The 15,497-nt window shown below is 69.5% G+C and carries 14 protein-coding genes; 5 read left to right on the top strand and 9 right to left on the bottom strand.

What is annotated here, in order from left to right; genetic code table 11:
- Nucleotides 1-107 precede the first annotated feature (107 nt).
- Nucleotides 108-1,547, top strand: coding sequence for a hypothetical protein (locus H9I49_RS03320; protein WP_188028877.1), 1,440 nt, complete (start codon nucleotides 108-110; stop codon nucleotides 1,545-1,547).
- Nucleotides 1,548-1,559: 12 nt separating this feature from the next.
- On the opposite strand, the gene H9I49_RS03315 is transcribed toward H9I49_RS03320, so the two are convergent.
- From H9I49_RS03315 to rpmH, 8 genes are all read right to left on the bottom strand, one after another.
- Complete coding sequence (locus tag H9I49_RS03315) at nucleotides 1,560-2,717, bottom strand: ParB/RepB/Spo0J family partition protein (protein WP_188028876.1); 1,158 nt, start codon at nucleotides 2,715-2,717, stop codon at nucleotides 1,560-1,562.
- 347 nt (nucleotides 2,718-3,064) lie between these two features.
- Nucleotides 3,065-4,066 (bottom strand): ParA family protein, encoded by a 1,002-nt coding sequence (locus H9I49_RS23360; protein WP_370587406.1) that lies wholly within the window; start codon nucleotides 4,064-4,066, stop codon nucleotides 3,065-3,067.
- Between the two features lie 667 nt (nucleotides 4,067-4,733).
- Entirely contained in the window at nucleotides 4,734-5,525 is a 792-nt protein-coding gene (rsmG, locus tag H9I49_RS03305; protein WP_188028875.1) for a 16S rRNA (guanine(527)-N(7))-methyltransferase RsmG, read from the bottom strand.
- A gap of 70 nt (nucleotides 5,526-5,595) precedes the next feature.
- Nucleotides 5,596-6,318: a R3H domain-containing nucleic acid-binding protein gene (locus tag H9I49_RS03300; protein ID WP_223128241.1), complete on the bottom strand. Its 723-nt coding sequence runs from the start codon at nucleotides 6,316-6,318 to the stop codon at nucleotides 5,596-5,598.
- A 96-nt stretch (nucleotides 6,319-6,414) separates the two neighbouring features.
- The gene (yidC, locus tag H9I49_RS03295) at nucleotides 6,415-7,404 is read right to left on the bottom strand and encodes a membrane protein insertase YidC (RefSeq protein ID WP_188028874.1); all 990 of its coding nucleotides are present in this window, start codon (nucleotides 7,402-7,404) and stop codon (nucleotides 6,415-6,417) included.
- Between the two features lie 92 nt (nucleotides 7,405-7,496).
- Nucleotides 7,497-7,829 carry a membrane protein insertion efficiency factor YidD gene (gene yidD, locus H9I49_RS03290; RefSeq protein ID WP_188028873.1) on the bottom strand — a complete coding sequence of 111 codons (333 nt, stop codon included), beginning with the start codon at nucleotides 7,827-7,829 and terminating at the stop codon, nucleotides 7,497-7,499.
- Nucleotides 7,826-8,176: a ribonuclease P protein component gene (gene rnpA, locus H9I49_RS03285; protein ID WP_188028872.1), complete on the bottom strand. Its 351-nt coding sequence runs from the start codon at nucleotides 8,174-8,176 to the stop codon at nucleotides 7,826-7,828. The genes yidD and rnpA overlap by 4 nt, the downstream gene beginning before the upstream one ends.
- 18 nt (nucleotides 8,177-8,194) lie before the next feature.
- Nucleotides 8,195-8,332, bottom strand: a complete 138-nt coding sequence (rpmH, locus tag H9I49_RS03280; protein WP_028051105.1) for a 50S ribosomal protein L34 — start codon at nucleotides 8,330-8,332, stop codon at nucleotides 8,195-8,197.
- Nucleotides 8,333-8,887: 555 nt separating this feature from the next.
- On the opposite strand from rpmH, the gene dnaA reads away from it, so the two are divergent.
- Nucleotides 8,888-10,522, top strand: coding sequence for a chromosomal replication initiator protein DnaA (gene dnaA / locus H9I49_RS03275; protein WP_188028871.1), 1,635 nt, complete (start codon nucleotides 8,888-8,890; stop codon nucleotides 10,520-10,522).
- A gap of 51 nt (nucleotides 10,523-10,573) precedes the next feature.
- Here dnaA and H9I49_RS03270 read toward each other — a convergent pair whose 3' ends face one another.
- Nucleotides 10,574-11,530: an NAD-dependent epimerase/dehydratase family protein gene (locus H9I49_RS03270; protein WP_188028870.1), complete on the bottom strand. Its 957-nt coding sequence runs from the start codon at nucleotides 11,528-11,530 to the stop codon at nucleotides 10,574-10,576.
- Nucleotides 11,531-11,652: 122 nt separating this feature from the next.
- Between H9I49_RS03270 and H9I49_RS03265 the strand changes: the two genes are divergently transcribed.
- From H9I49_RS03265 to gnd, 3 genes are all read left to right on the top strand, one after another.
- The gene (locus tag H9I49_RS03265; RefSeq protein WP_188028869.1) at nucleotides 11,653-12,411 is read left to right on the top strand and encodes a TetR/AcrR family transcriptional regulator; all 759 of its coding nucleotides are present in this window, start codon (nucleotides 11,653-11,655) and stop codon (nucleotides 12,409-12,411) included.
- A gap of 673 nt (nucleotides 12,412-13,084) precedes the next feature.
- Nucleotides 13,085-14,212, top strand: coding sequence for a DNA polymerase III subunit beta (dnaN, locus tag H9I49_RS03260; RefSeq protein WP_188028868.1), 1,128 nt, complete (start codon nucleotides 13,085-13,087; stop codon nucleotides 14,210-14,212).
- A gap of 117 nt (nucleotides 14,213-14,329) precedes the next feature.
- Nucleotides 14,330-15,493, top strand: coding sequence for a phosphogluconate dehydrogenase (NAD(+)-dependent, decarboxylating) (gnd, locus tag H9I49_RS03255; protein ID WP_188028867.1), 1,164 nt, complete (start codon nucleotides 14,330-14,332; stop codon nucleotides 15,491-15,493).
- Nucleotides 15,494-15,497 lie beyond the last annotated feature (4 nt).

The raw sequence follows: 15,497 nt of genomic DNA, 5'->3' as shown, positions 1-15,497 counted from the left end.
GCAGGGGTTCCCCAGCGGACCTGCAGGTCCGGGCCGGGCTGCGGAGTTACCGTGGGAACGAGCACGGGCATGGGTACGGGGAAGGCACGACAGGACCTGGGAGCCGCATGAGTGACACTGCGCGCCTCGTGGCCGATCCGTCGGCCACCGACCGTCCGAATGTGACGGTGCGCCGGTCTGCGCCGAGCTGGGCCGCCATGCTCGCTGCCCTGATCGTCGGGACTCTCGCCACGGGCGTCTTGCTGCAGGTCTTCCACCCGTTCATCCGGCACGACGACTGGATGTCCATGCTTCCGGGGGACGCGCCCGGCTCGTCCGGACAGTTCGCCCGGAACCGTTTCGAGGGGCGGTGGCTCAACACCGTCTATTGGGTCCTCATCGGCCAGTGGACCTCGATCGTCGTCGCGTCGATCGTGTTCTTCGCCGCCCACTGCGCCTTCACGTGCGGCTTCATCCGCTTCTTCCGCCTGCGCAACCCCGGCGCCATCTTCGTCGCGACGCTCGCGGCCTTCGTCTCGCCGATCTGGGTGCGACTGACCTACTGGCCCGGCACCCTGTCGGCGTCGATGATCGTCGCTGCCACCGCCGCGTGGACGCTCCCTTGGGCGAGACGCAGGCGGCTCACCATGTCAGCGTGGCTCCTGCTGTTCGTCGCCTTGTCGGTCCTGTCCTACCCGCCCGTCGCGGCCCCGGTCTTCCTCTGCCTCGTGGTCGCCGAGCTACGTTCCCGCGTACGCCGTCTCGCCCTGCTCGCCGCGGGTTTCATCCTCGCGTACGGCGTCGGAGTCCTGACCGTCTACACCTTCAACTGGTTTGCGTTCGGTGAGTTCGGGATCACGATCTCCGCGTGGCGCGGCCCCAACCCTCTCGTCAGCCTCGACACCCTGACCGAGAACCTCGCGCGCTACGGGCACCAGTTCGCCAACGTCTGCTCGGTGCTGGGCTGGGCCGGCGTCATCTCACTCGCGTGTCTGCTCCTGGCAGTCCTGGACGCGTCTACCCGCAGGCCGGCCCTGGTCGCACTGGCGGGCGTGGGGGTGGTCGTCGGTCTCGAGGCCGCTCAGACCGTCTACTCCGGAGTCGTCGCCGGCCCTCGCGCCTCGCTGTGGGCCTGGCCTGCGGCGTTCATGCCAGCCGTGCTGCTGCTCAAGGGAACTGGCACCTCCCGCCGGCTGGGGGTGGTGGCGCTGGTGGGCCTGGCCGTCGTGGGCGGCCTCACGTGGCGCAGTGACCTGGGCGAGCACCAGGCGACGCGAGTCCAGTACGACGCCATCGTCTCCGACGTAGCCTCCGTCGTGGCCGAACACCCCACCGACCGCGTGGTCATGTGGATGGAACCCCGACTGCGAAAGTCAGCGGCGGGCAACATGACCGCAGTGACCATCCAGCAGATGCTCTACGACCAGCGCGGCATCTACCCCCGCTGGTGCAAGCCGCTCGACTGCGACTCCATCGCCGAGGCGGTCGCGCTGCAGCCGAAGGCCGACGTGCTGCGGGTCGACGAGCTCACTGTCGTGCGACTCCCCCGCCCCCCTGCGTGGTTGTGAGCAGCCTCGCGGTCAGTCGCGGCTCGGGCTCGCCATACCCATCAGGCCGAGGATGCGCCGGAGATCCTCCATCGAGGCGAACTCGACCGTGATCTTGCCCTTGCGCTGACCGAGCGCGATCGCGACCCGGGTCTCGAGGTGGTCCGAGAGGCCGGAGGTGAAGTCGTCCAGCTGCGGGTGACGTCCACCCGCGCGCGGACGCCGAGGCTTCGGGGCGTCGTTGCCCTCACCGAGCGCCACCAGCTCCTCGACGTTGCGCACGGAGAGCCCCTCGGCGACGATCCGCTGCGCCATGCGCTCCATCGCTCCCCCGTCGGCCATGCCGAGCAGGGCGCGGGCGTGGCCTGCGCTCAGTACGCCGGCGGCCACACGACGCTGAACGAGTGGCGGCAGCTTGAGCAGGCGCAGCGTGTTGGAGATCTGCGGTCGCGATCGCCCGATGCGCGTGGCCAGCTCCTCGTGCGAGCACCCGAAGTCGTCGAGCAGCTGCTGGTAGGCCGCGGCCTCCTCGAGCGGGTTGAGCTGGCTGCGGTGCAGGTTCTCCAGGAGGGCGTCGCGAAGGAGGTCGTCGTCGCTCGTGTCCTTGATGATCGCCGGGATCGCGCCGAGGTCGGCCGCCTGGGAGGCTCGCCAGCGGCGTTCGCCCATGATGAGCTCGTAGGTCTTGCCCTCGGCGTCGTCGAGCTGGTCCGCCGGGATCCGGCGGACCACGATCGGCTGGAGCACACCGATCTCTCGGATCGAGTGCACGAGCTCGGCGAGCTGGTCCTCGTCGAAGACCGTGCGGGGCTGCTTCGGATTCGGTCGGATCGAGTCGATGTCGATCTCCGCGAACTCGGCACCTGGCACCACGGCCAGTCCGGTGCCGTCCGGCATTTCGTCCGCACCTGACGCAGCGGCCGCGGACCCGGAGGCGACCTCGGCCGCGATGTCCGCCACCTCATCCGGGCTGAACTCACCGGGAGCGTGCGCCGGTCGGTGGGACCCGTTGGACGCGTTCGGATCGGCGGCCGGATCGCCCGGATCGCCCGGTTCGCCGGCGGGGGTGACAGGATCAGCCTGCTTCTGCTCCGTGAAGAAGACGTCCACGGGGCGGCCAGCGCCTCCGCTCGGTGCGCTCGGGATGAGCGCCCCGAGGCCTCGACCCAGTGCTCGACGCTTCTCCGCCATTCGCCAACCCCTTGCCGTCACCGACGCGGCCATCGCGCCCGGCGCTCAGTCTAGGTGGTCGCCAGTCAGCTCCCGTGCAGCGACAGCCGGATGTCCTTGGTGGTGAAGGAGTCTCGCCGGCATGGCTCCCTCCTGTTTCACGTGAAACAGGAGGGGTGTCACGTTCTGTTTCACGTGAAACGGTGACGAGTCCCGGTCGCCCGCGAGACACGAGGCTCCTTGGACACACCACAGACCCCACTCATTTTCCCCTGGGGGTCCATCGACCTCGGGTGGCTTGCCTGTTTCACGTGAAACGGGACCGTCACCTCTCGTGGTGACGGTCCCGCTCGCTGGGTCCTGGCCGGTCAGGTGCGGCCAGCTGCACCTCGGTCGGCCATCTCACCCGCTGCTTCGAGGTACGCGAGGGCACCGCTGCTCGCGGGGTCGTAGGTCATCACCGTCTCGCCGAAGCTCGGCGCCTCCGACACGCGGACCGACCTCGGGACCGTCGTGCGAAGCACCTGCTCGGGAAAGTGCTCCCTGACCTCGTCCGCCACCTGCGCCGACAGGCGCGTTCGCCCGTCGTACATCGTCAGCAGGATCGTCGAGACGTGGAGCGAGGGGTTGAGGTGTACCCGTACCAGGTCGATGTTCTTGAGCAGCTGCGAGAGACCCTCGAGGGCGTAGTACTCGCACTGGATCGGGATGAACACCTCGCTGGCCGCCACCATGGCGTTGACGGTCAGCAGGCCGAGGCTTGGCGGGCAGTCGATGAGGATGTAGTCGAACTCATGCCCCTGCTGGCCGGCGGCGGCGATCGCCTTCTCAAGCCGCGACTCACGGGCGACGAGAGACACGAGCTCGATCTCCGCGCCGGCGAGATCGATGGTGGCCGGGGCGCAGAAGAGGTTCTCGACCGTCGTGCACGGCTGGATCACGTCAAGCAGCTTGGTGCCGTCGACGAGCACGTCGTAGATCGAGGGGACCTCGGCGTGGTGGTCGATGCCCAGGGCGGTGCTCGCGTTGCCCTGGGGATCGAGATCGATGACCAGGGCCTTGAGGCCGGACTGCGCGAGAGCCGCAGCGACGTTCACCGTGGTCGTCGTCTTGCCGACGCCGCCCTTCTGGTTGGCGACGGTGAGTACCCGCGGTGACTCCGGCTTGGGGAACCGACGTCCGGTCAGCTGGATGCGTCGACGAGCGTTCTCGGCGAGCTCGCGCGCCAAGGGTGTGTCGTCCCCCGGGGTGGGGATGGCGGCGGCGAGTGCGTCGCGGTCGGCCCTGTCGGAGTGCTCGGCGTGAAGCCTCGCCTCGGGGAGAGCGTCGGAGCCCAGGCGCGCTGACCGGTCGCGCGCGTGCTCGTCCACAATGTTGTCCCCAGCCTCGGACGAGTCGATTCTCCGTTCAACAACGCTGGATTCGGACGTCTCGTCCACCGCGTTGTCCACAGGCGGTTTCCGGTCTGCCTCCGCCGCCGAACCCCCCTGCTCCGAGACCCGCGGCGTCTCGCCCGAGGACGCGGACCGGTCCGCCGAAGTGCTGTCCTCCGGGACTTGCGCCGCTGCCGCGCGAGTGTCGGTGCCGCCGTCTGCGGGCGAGGGGTCCCCTTCGGAAGCGCCCTCAGGGGTGGCCTCGGCCTCCAGTTGAGGGGGGCTCTGGTCGAGCCCGGCATCCGCAGTAGGCCCGGGTGCCTCGGTCGGTGACTCCACGAGCGCGGCCTCGCTCGCGGCCCCTTCGTCCTGGGCGGGTGACGGGCCGGCGGGCGTTGCCTCGGCCTCACCCGCTGCCACGCGCGAGGTGTCGTCGGCAACCGGGTGCCCGTCCTCGCCGCCCATCGCGGTCGCGCCGCTCGTTTCACGTGAAACACCCAACATGCGCGCGAGCCAGCCCAGACGCCGATGCTCTGGGCCCGGCTCAGGTTCGCTCGGCCAGCCCAGGTTGGTCGACATCGTCACGGGGACAGCACCTCCGAGGTTGAGGGTCGAACCGCGTGGACCTTCGCGCGGAGCGACCATCGAAATGGTCTGGTCACGATCATGGCTGATGGTGCGGACGGTCGCCCGCCGCCGGGCCGGAGCGTCGTGCACCACGTGGCCGATCCGCCCTTCGCCGGGCGGATCCGGCACTCGAAGGCTGTCGGGAACGAAAGCGCCGCCGGTCGACGACGTCACCGATGGTGGCGCGCAGGACGAGGGTCGGCTCGTCGAGCAGGTCCGTGCCGCAGGCCTCGACGCCGGCATCGACGACTCCCAGTCGAGTCAGGGCCGCGCGGCCCTCCTCCAGCTCGTCCGCCGCCCGAGAACCCTTGAGCGCGAGCAGACTGCCACCGGCCGTCAGAAGTGGGAGCGTCCACTCGGCAAGCTGCACGATGCGCGACACCGCGCGGGCCGTGACCCACGGCGCGTCGATCTCGTCCCACATGGCCTCGGCCCGCGCCGTGTGGACGGTGACGTTCGCGAGGCCCAGCTGAGCGACCGTCCCCGACAACCAACCAGTGCGGCGCGCGAGGGGTTCGACCAGGTGGAGCTCGAGGTCCGGGCGGGCGATGGCCAGGGCGAGACCCGGTAGTCCCGCCCCTGAGCCGACGTCGATGACGCGCTGGGTGGCCTCCGTGACCGGGATCGCCTCCTGGACGACGGCGCAGTTGAGCACGTGTCGGTCCCAGAGCCGCGGCGCTTCTCGGGGACCGATCAGCCCGTGCGTGATGCCGGTGTCGGCGAGGACGGCAACGAACTGCTCCGCCAGCTCGAGTCGCTCACCGAAGACGGTGGCAGCAGCCGGGGGGGCCTTCGGTGGCGCGGCCGGTTCCAGAGCATCGTGGGCCACGCGCTCACTCCTCGGGGTGTGCCGGCGAACTGCTGGCTCGCCGCCTCGTTTCACGTGAAACGAGGAGCGGTCACGCAGGAAGGATGACGACGTGCCGGTGGGGGTCGACGCCCTCGGACTCGGAGACCAGACCGGCGGCAGCGACCTCGTCGTGCACGACCTTGCGCTCGAAGGCGGTCATCGCCTCGAGCGACTGCTTCGTGCCCGACTTCTTGACCTCGCCGATCGCCGCCTTGGCGAGCTCGACGAGCGCGGAGCGCCGCTGCGCCCGGTGACCAGCGATGTCGAGCATGAGTCGGCTGCGCTCACCGGTCTCGGCCTGCACGGCCAGACGAGTCAGCTCCTGGAGCGCCTCGAGGACCTTGCCGTCGGTGCCGACGAGCCGGCGTGGCACGCGGCCCTCGTCGGAGTCGACGATCGCGATGGCGGCACGGTCACCATCGACGTCGACGTCGATGTCACCGTCGAGGTCGGCGATGTCGAGGAGGGTCTCGAGGAAGTCGGCCGCAACCTCGCCCTCCCGCTCGAGCTGCCGGACGCGTGACTTCTTGTCCGACTTGTCGGACGCGGGGGCTGCACCGTCGGCGCCCTCAGCACCGTCATCGCCCTCAGCACCGTCGGCGCCCTCGGCCTCCGCGATCTCCGAGTCGCCCGACTGCGGGCCGAGATCGTCCTCGACGACCGGCGCCGCGGGCGCGTCGGCGACCTCAGTCGCCGGGGCTGCGCTCTCGGTGGTGGGGGGTTCCGTCACGTCGGCGGGGGTCTCGACGTCGGTGGCCTGCGTGTCGCTCATGGATACTCCTTCGTGAACCCGGGCCAGTCTGTGGATAACGTACGTCTCCGCAGGTCAGAGGCCCAAAGGCAGTGTGGACAAGTATGTGGAGAACCGTCAGCGACGGTTCTTGGGCGGCTGCGCCTTGGCGCGCTTCTTGCCCTTGGGCTGCTGCCGCTGCCCGGCCTTGGGGGCGTCGTCGGGGACCTCGTCGTCGGACCCGAGACCGGGCACCGTCAGCTCCTCCATGTCCTTGCCGCGCTTCTTGAGCCGCTCGCGGCGACGCGCCTCGGCCTCGGACCCCGGAGCAGGCATGTTGCGGATGACATAGAACTGCTGGCCCATCGTCCAGAGGTTCGTCGTGAGCCAGTAGAGCAGGACACCGATCGGGAAGTTGATGCCGGAGATCGCGAAGAAGATCGGCATCAGGTAGAGCAGCACCTTCTGCTGCTTGGCGAACGGGTTGTCCAGGGCCGACGCCGGCATGTTCTTGCGCATCAGCTGGTACTGCGTCGTGAACGTCGTCGCCGACATGAGGATGATGAGGATCGCCGTGAGGATCTTCGTGCTGAGCGGTGAGGTCGCGCCCTGCATGATGAAGGCGTCCGAGAGCTTGGCGCCGAAGATCGTCGAGCTCTCGATCTGTGCCGCGACGGTGTTGGTGATCGGCCCGATCGCGTCATGGCCGGGCTTGCCCTCGGCCTGCGCCTTGAGGTTGTTGAGCAGCTGGAACAGGGCGAAGAAGAACGGGCTCTGGATCAGGATCGGCAGGCAGCTGCTGAACGGGTTGGTGCCCGTGCGGCGGTAGAGATCCATGATCTCCGCCTGCTGCGCCTTCTGGGCCTCAGGGTCGCGCTTGCCCTTGTACTTCTTCTGGATCTTCTGCATCTCCGGCTGGATGAGCTGCATCCGCCGTGACGAGTGGATCTGCCGCACGAAGAGCGGGATGAGCAGAACACGAACGATGACCGTGAGGCCGACGATCGACATCGCCCAGGCCCAGCCCGTCGGCAGCCCCATCTTGTCGAAGAGCCAGTGCCAGGCAAACATGACCCAGGCTTCACCGAGCTTGATCGGGAGAAGCAGGGTGTTGAAGAACTCGATCAACGTGTGTCCTCTGTCGTCAGGTGGGCCGGCCGGCCGGGATCTCTCGGGATGACTGGCCGCTCACCACTGATCGGCAACCATATGCCGCTGGGTCAGGTCGTGGGATGCGGGTGCGTGTGCGCCGGGTCGACCTCGGTCTCATCCGCGGGCCGGAAGTCCCCGGGACTCCAGGCGTTGCGCTCGGCCCACGTCTTCGGAACGGGGTCGACGCCCCCCGGGTTCCACGGGTGGCAGCGTCCGAGCCGGCGAAGCGTGAGCCAGGTGCCGAGCACCGGGCCGAATCGGGTCAGCGAGGTGACGGCGTACTGCGAGCAGCTCGGGTAGAAGCGGCAGGTCGGCGGTCGCAGCGGCGAGATGAGGCGCTGGTAGAGCCGGACGGCCAGCACGAGTGGCGCCGAGAGCACTCGATTGAGCGTGCCGCTCATCGCGCGCACGCCTTCTCGAGCTGGCGTGCGACAGCGCAGTCGAGCTCGTCCCAGGTGGCCACCGCAGCAGCCGGGTTGGCGCGCACGACGAGGTCGAAACCCGCTGGTATGCCGCTCAACCGGATCGCGACGCTCGCGCGCAGCCGGCGCTTGGTCCGGTTGCGCACGACCGCGTTGCCGACGGCCTTGGACACAACAAAACCGACGCGCGGCGGAAGCTCCGCACGCGCATCGGTCCGGTTGGCATGCACGACGATGAGTCGCCCGCCTGCTCTGCTGGCGCCGGGCCCGCGTACTGCCGTGGTGAAGTCCGCCCGCTCACGCAGTCGGTGACGTGCCGGCAGCACGCCGAGGCCTCCGGCTGCTCAGGCCGAGAGCTCGGCGCGGCCCTTGCGACGACGGCCGGCGAGGATGGCGCGGCCGGCGCGGGTGCGCATGCGCAGGCGGAAGCCGTGCGTCTTGGCGCGGCGACGGTTGTTCGGCTGGAAGGTGCGCTTGCTCACGAGGATTCTCCGTAGGTTGCGAGTGCCCGTCCGGGCCGAGGACGGCGTCGGTGTGCACCCGTGGTGGGGCGGGCGTCGGTCATTGCGACCGCAATCGGCAAGCCCGTGGAGTTCCGGGGCTCTCCGGACTGGTCCGGTGGGCCGCTCGGTGCCATGGGCATGCGAAAGAGGTCGCCGACACGCTCGGCCAACGATACGGGAGGCCCGGAACGAGGGTCAAACCGGCGGAGCCCGTGCCGGAAGGGGACGCAAACCTGCGATCCTCGGACCTCGCGACACATATGCAAGCCGACACGCCGAGCATCGACGAAATCCGGGACGCCTCAATTGTCAGCGCGGGGTCTGCGGCTGTAGGTTTTCGACTCTGCCCGTTTCCTGGACCCCCCATGCACAGCCTGTGGACAAACGTGTGGACAACAGGGCATCGTTCACCAGACACGGACGAACCCAGACCGTCCGGACTCGGCGGAACCGAGTCCGCACGAGGCGGCCCGCGCCGAACCGGGAACCGCAGCGGACACATGGCACATAGATTCAGGGGCAGGTGGGAAACAGGTGGCTCCGACAGGCGTCGACTACGCGCAGATCTGGCAGCAGACGCTCGGCACTCTCGACTCGGTCGGCCTGTCCAACCAGGAACGCGCCTTCGTCCGGCTGTGCCGCCTCGTGGGCGTCCTCGACCAGACCGCCCTCGTGCGCGCACCCAACACGTTCACGAAGGACTTCCTCGAGCAGCGGGTCCGCGAGCAGATCCACACGGCGCTCGGCGACCAACTCGGCCACCCCGTGCAGCTGGCGGTCTCGGTCGACGAGAGCCTCGAGACCGATCTGGGGATGATCACCGACGAGCCGAGTGGCCAGGCCTCGGTCCACGACGGCTCACGCGGTCAGCAGGGCGGCCACCAGAACGGCCGCGGCGGCTACGGGACCCCCACGGGGTCGACCGGGCTGACTGGACAAGGGATGCAGCCGCAGCCGAACCCGCTGCGTGACCTCGCCGAGAGCGCTCCGGCGCTCAACGGCGCCGACCTCGACGAGCCGCGCAGCGCCGGCTATCCCGACTTCCAGACCCGGATGGAGCTCGGCCCCGACCCGCTGAGCGCCGGTGAGAGTGGGCCGTTGCGCCTGCAGCAGCGTCCCGAGCCGAGCTCGCCGGGCGACACCCGGCTCAACCCGAAGTACACCTTCGACACCTTCGTCATCGGTGCGAGCAACCGCTTCGCGCACGCGGCGGCCGTCGCGGTCGCGGAGGCCCCGGCCAAGGCGTACAACCCGCTGTTCGTCTACGGCGAGTCGGGACTGGGCAAGACGCACCTGCTCCATGCGATCGGCCACTACGCGCGAACGATGTTCCCGAACGTGCGGGTGCGCTACGTGAACTCCGAGGAGTTCACCAACGACTTCATCAACAGCATCCGCGACGACAAGGCGAGTGCGTTCCAGAGCCGCTACCGCAGCGTCGACGTGCTGCTCATCGACGACATCCAGTTCCTCCAGGGCAAGCTGCAGACCCAGGAGGAGTTCTTCCACACCTTCAACACGCTGCACAACGCGAACAAGCAGATCGTCATCACGAGTGACCTGCCGCCGCGTGAGCTGTCGGGCTTCGAGGACCGGATGCGCACCCGCTTCGAGTCAGGGCTGCTCACCGACGTGCAGCCGCCTGACCTCGAGACCCGCATCGCCATCCTGCGCAAGAAGGCGATCCAGGACCGGATGAAGGTGCCGGACGACGTCCTCGAGTACATCGCCACGAACTTCAGCACGAACATCCGGGAGCTCGAGGGGGCGCTGATCCGCGTCACCGCGTTCAGCAACCTCAACCGCCAGTCGATCGACCTGCCGCTGGCCGAGATCGTCCTCAAGGACGTGCTGCCCAACGAGACCCCGAACCAGGTGACGGCCGCGACCATCATGGCGGTCACCGCGGCGTACTACGCGGTGACGCTCGAGGACCTCTGCGGCTCGTCGCGGTCGCGTCAGCTCGTCACGGCGCGCCAGATCGCGATGTACCTGTGTCGCGAGATGACCGACCTGTCGCTGCCGAAGATCGGCCAGCACTTCGGCGGCCGCGACCACACGACGGTGATGCACGCCGACCGCAAGATCCGTGAGCTCATGGGTGAGCGCCGTGCGATCTACAACCAGGTCACGGAGCTGACGAACCGCATCCGCCAGCAGTCCCACTAACCGCCCGAGGCCCTCCGAGCGGCCGATGACGTATACCGATGACGTATGCCGTCAGCGGCGGCGCGCGGCGACGGTGGCCTCGAGTGCGTCCTCCCAGGGCGTCGGTGCGAGCCCGAAGGTCTGCTCGGTGAGCGAGGAGTCGAGCACGAAGGGACCCTCGAACTGGTGCCGGGTCTCGCGCACCTCGCGCATGAACGGCACGACGACGCCGGCCGCGGTGCCGAGCGCCCGGGGCAGCACGCGTACCCGGCGGGACGTCAGGCCCGCCACCCGGGCGACGTCGGAGGCAGCCTCGTCGAAGGTCCGGGGCGCAGCGGTCGGCACGTGCCAGGCCCGGCCCCAGCCGTCGTCGCTCGTGGCGACCCGGGCGGCCAGGGCACCGACGTCGGGCACGTAGGTCCACGAGTGGGGGGCGTTCCTGCGGCCGACGGGCAGGAACGGCGTGCGTCCCGCCAGCAGTGAGTCGATGACGATGTCGTTGAGGTAGCTCGTGCGCGCCGTCGTGCCGGGCCCGAAGTAGTCGCTCGAGCGCAGCTCGGTGACGCGGAGCCGTCCGTCGAGGTGCCGAGCCAGGGCCTCGGTCCACATGTCGGCGCGCAGGGCGCCCTTCCGCCCGCTCGGACGCAGGGGGTCGTCCTCGCGCATCGGACGGTGGACCCGGCCGTAGCCGTAGAGGTTTCCGATGATGACGAGCCCGGCCCCGGTCGCCTCTGCTGCCGCGAGGGTGGCGGCCGCGACGGGCGGCCAGTCGGTGTCCCAGGTCATGTAGCTGGGCGGGTTGACGGCGTTGACGATGCTCGTCGCGCCGCGAGCGAGCTCCGTGACCCGCCTGGTGTCTCCGGCGTCGGCGGAGACGACCTCGACGGCGTCGGGTCGAGTGGCCTCCCAGGGGCGCTCGGCCACCAGGCCTGAGCGCGAGGCGAGCGTCACGGTGTGGCCGAGCGCGACGAGAGCCGCGGTCGTGGTGCGGCCGACGCCGCCGGCGCCGAGGACGAGGTGGTGGGTCATGGTTGCTGCTCCTTGGTCGGTGGAATTGGTGAGCACCGCTCACATTTAGAGGATGCCGGGCGACGTGAGGAAAATCAAGAGCGCTGCTCACATTTCTTCGCGGGATGTGGGAGGCTCGGCCCATGGACACGAGCCGCCGCGGAGACGAGGCCTCCGAGACGCCCGCGGCCGATCTCGGGAAGCGCGCCCGCCACCGGATCGCCGTCGAGGCCGACATCCTCCGCGTCGCGCGCCGGCACCTGGCGTCCGAGGGCGCCGCATCCCTGAGCCTGCGAGCGGTCGCCCGCGATCTCGGCATGGTCTCGTCCGGGATCTACCGCTACGTCGAGAGCCGCGACGAGCTGTTGACCCGCCTCATCGTCGACTCGTACACGTCGTTGGCCGAGGCCGTGCGCACCGCGCACGACGCCGTCCCCCCGGACGACCTCGGCGGCCGCTGGTCCGCGCTCGGGCACGCCCTGCGGACCTGGGCGCTCGAGCACCCGCACGACTTCGCCCTGCTCTACGGCTCGCCCGTGCCCGACTACGAGGCCCCCGCCGAGCGCACGACGGAGGTCGGGACGGCGGTCGTCGCCCTCCTGATCGCACTCGTCGAGGATGCGCGGGTTGCCGGACGTGTCCCCGACCCCGCCGATGCGGGGATCGACGCCTCGCGCGCCTCGGCGGCCGTGGGGCCGATGCTGGACGACGCCATGTTCGCCGGCACGGACCTCGACCCTGTGATGCTGGCCCAGGGCATCACCGCCTGGACCCTGCTCCTGGGCGCCGTGACGAGCGAGGTGTTCTCGCAGCTGGGGCCCGTGCCCGACAGCGCCGCACTCTTCGAGGTCCTCCTGGCGGCTTCGAGCAGGCTGATCGTCATCTCGTCCCCTGCCCGCTGACGCACAGGTCGCCGGATGGCGTGACAGCCACCAACGGCGGAGGGCGGCTCCTCTGGAGCGAGCCACCCGGGACACGTCCACATCCGTGCACAGAGTTGTCCACAGCTGTGTGCACAGCGTGACCTCCCCGTGACCCGAGGCCGGCGGAGGCTGCACGACCCGGTCGCCACAGAGTTGTCCACCGGCTGTGGACAACTCTGTGGAAGCGGAGGGCATCTCCATGCACAGGTGACTAGTCACCAACCAGGGCGAACCGGACATATGGATTCGTCTCCTCCACATCGGTCTGTGGACAGGTGTGGACGGCGACCTCGAACCTGCGGACAACGTCCGGCTCGGCTGTGAGCGGCTTGTGCACGCCGGTTCGTCGTCCACACCCGCACCCGGGCGAGCCGGAAGCCGCCCCACACGTCATCCACATCCCCGTTCAGGTCCTGACCAGCCCGGATCGCGGTTGTCCACAGCATCCACAGCACCTATGACTATGACGAGACCCTCCATCAAGGGAGATGCCCCGACAACGGGTGTCAGGCCCGACCGCGACCGGCCGGGCCCACGGACAGCGGACCAGTGCGCACCAGACAGCGCGCCCTAGGGAGTGTCTGTGGTGCCCGACACCGGCAGGCACTAGTGTCTGAGCCCCAATAGTCCTTCCCCTCGAAGTGAGTGCACCGTGAAGTTTCGGGTTGAGCGAGACGTCCTGGCCGAGGCCGTGACCTGGGTGGCCCGTGGCCTCCCGGCACGCCCGCCGGTTCCCGTGCTCGCCGGCGTGCTCGTCGACGCGAGCGAGGACGGCACGTTGACCCTCTCGGCGTTCGACTACGAGGTGTCCGCACGGATCACGGTCCCGGCCGACGTCGCCGAAGCAGGCCAGGTCCTCGTCCTCGGTCGTCTCCTCGCCGACATCTCGCGCAACCTGCCCAACAAGCCGATCGACGTCAGCACCGACGGCTCCAAGGTCAACGTCGCGTGCGGATCGTCGCGCTTTGCGCTGCGCGAGATGCCGGTCGCCGACTACCCCACGCTGCCCGCCTCCCCCGAGACGAGCGGCACCATCGCCGGCGACGTCTTCACCCAGGCCGTCGCCCAGGTGTCGGTTGCGGCCGACAAGGGCGACACGCTCCCGATCCTCACGGGCGTGCGGATGGAGATCGACGGCGACAAGGTCACGCTCCTCGCCACCGACCGTTACCGCCTCGCGATGCGTGAGCTCAACTGGAGTCCCGCCGTCCCCGACGCGAGCCACGTCGCACTCATCCCGGCCCGTCAGCTCTCCGACACGGCACGCGCCCTGGGCGCGTCCGGCTCGGTCGAGCTCGCGCTGGGCCAAGGCGGCGACGGCCTCATCGGTTTCGAGGCCGGGCAGCGTCGCGCCACGACGCGCCTGCTCGACGGCGAGTACCCCAAGGTCACCTCGATCTTCCCGACGTCCGTCGACACCGAGGCCGTCATCGAGACCGCGGCCCTCGAGGAGGCCGTCAAGCGTGTGGCCCTCGTCGCCGAGCGCAACACCCCGGTGCTGCTCAAGTTCACCGACGGCCAGGTCGCCATCGAGGCCGGCACCGGCGACGACGCCCAGGCCTCCGAGGCGGTCGAGGCCACCCTCAACGGTCCCGAGATCCAGATCGCGTTCAACCCGCAGTTCCTCCTCGACGGCCTGCACGCCGTCGGCACAGCGTGGAGCCGGCTGTCGTTCACGCAGCCCAGCAGGCCGGCGGTGCTGACCGGTCAGGCCGAGGCCGACTCCGCGCCCGACAGCAGCTACCGCTACGTCCTCATGCCGGTGCGGTTCGCCAGCTGACGCCCGGGGCGGGTGTCCGCTCCTGAGCCGCGTCCCGCCGGATGCGGTCGCGCTGGCGTAGCCTCGAACCGCGCTCCACGATCCGCTCAGCCCGCACCCCGCAGAAAGGCTCGCGACATGCAGCTTGGTCTCATCGGTCTCGGCAAGATGGGCGGCAACATGCGTGAGCGCTTGCGCCGCGCGGGCCACGAGGTGGTCGGTTACGACCGCAACCCCGACGTGGCCGACGTGCGCACCCTGCCGGCCCTCGTCAAGGCGCTCGATGCCCCGCGTGTGGTCTGGGTCATGGTTCCGGCCGGCGACCCGACCCGCGAGACCGTCGCGAAGCTCGCCGAGCTGCTCGAGCCGGGTGACCTCGTCATCGATGGCGGCAACTCCCGCTTCACCGACGACTTCGAGAACGCCAAGCTGCTCGGCGAGAAGAAGATCGGCTATGTCGACTGCGGCGTCAGCGGCGGCATCTGGGGCCTCGAGAACGGCTACGGCCTCATGTGCGGTGGCGACAAGAAGTGGGTCAACAAGGCGATGCCGATCTTCGACGCGCTGCGGCCCGAGGGCCCACGCGAGGAGGGCTTCGTCCACGCCGGCAAGGTCGGCGCTGGTCACTACACGAAGATGGTCCACAACGGCATCGAGTACGGCCTCATGGCGGCTTACGCCGAGGGGTACGAGCTGCTCGAGAAGAAGGACATCGTCACTGACGTCCCGGGCGCCTTCAAGGCGTGGAGCCGCGGCACGGTCGTGCGCTCCTGGCTGCTCGACCTCATGGTCGACGCGCTCGAGGAGAACCCGCACCTCGACGACGTGTCCGACTACACCAACGACTCCGGCGAGGGGCGCTGGACCGTCGAGGAGGCCATCGCGCTCTCGGTGCCGATGCCCGTCATCTCGGCCTCGCTCTTCGCCCGGTTCGCCTCCCGCCAGTCGAGCTCGCCGACGATGCAGGCCGTTGCCGCCCTGCGCGGCCAGTTCGGCGGTCACCAGGTCATGACGATCGCCGAGGGCGAGAAGCTGCGCCAGGGCGACGTGCCCGCGGCCGCGGCCAAGAAGGTGGCTGCCAAGAAGGGGGCCTCGCGCCGCGCCGCGACGAAGCAGGCGAGCAAGCGCGCGTCGGCCAGGGCCTCGAAGGCCAACGTCGCCGCGGCCGAGACGGCCGTCTCCTCCGGCCGCGCGACCGCGACGAAGGCGACCGACATGGCCGACTCGGCCCGGGGCCAGAAACGCGCCGCCGCCAAGAAGACCACCAAGAAGACCGCCAAGAAGACCGCCACGAAGGCCTGAGCAG

The sequence above is a fragment of the Terrabacter sp. MAHUQ-38 genome (assembly GCF_014518425.1).
GTDB lineage: Bacteria > Actinomycetota > Actinomycetes > Actinomycetales > Dermatophilaceae > Terrabacter.
This window is presented reverse-complemented; position numbering and strand designations above follow the sequence as displayed.

Bases quoted from the DNA above. Each gene is read 5' to 3' on its own strand.
- yidD (WP_188028873.1), bottom strand. From the start codon at position 7,829: ATGAGCGGCACGCTCAATCGAGTGCTCTCGGCGCCACTCGTGCTGGCC.
- H9I49_RS03315 (WP_188028876.1), bottom strand. From the start codon at position 2,717: ATGGCGGAGAAGCGTCGAGCACTGGGTCGAGGCCTCGGGGCGCTCATC.
- H9I49_RS03265 (WP_188028869.1), top strand. From the start codon at position 11,653: ATGGACACGAGCCGCCGCGGAGACGAGGCCTCCGAGACGCCCGCGGCC.
- H9I49_RS03300 (WP_223128241.1), bottom strand. From the start codon at position 6,318: ATGAGCGACACGCAGGCCACCGACGTCGAGACCCCCGCCGACGTGACG.
- H9I49_RS03270 (WP_188028870.1), bottom strand. From the start codon at position 11,530: ATGACCCACCACCTCGTCCTCGGCGCCGGCGGCGTCGGCCGCACCACG.
- gnd (WP_188028867.1), top strand. From the start codon at position 14,330: ATGCAGCTTGGTCTCATCGGTCTCGGCAAGATGGGCGGCAACATGCGT.
- H9I49_RS03320 (WP_188028877.1), top strand. From the start codon at position 108: ATGAGTGACACTGCGCGCCTCGTGGCCGATCCGTCGGCCACCGACCGT.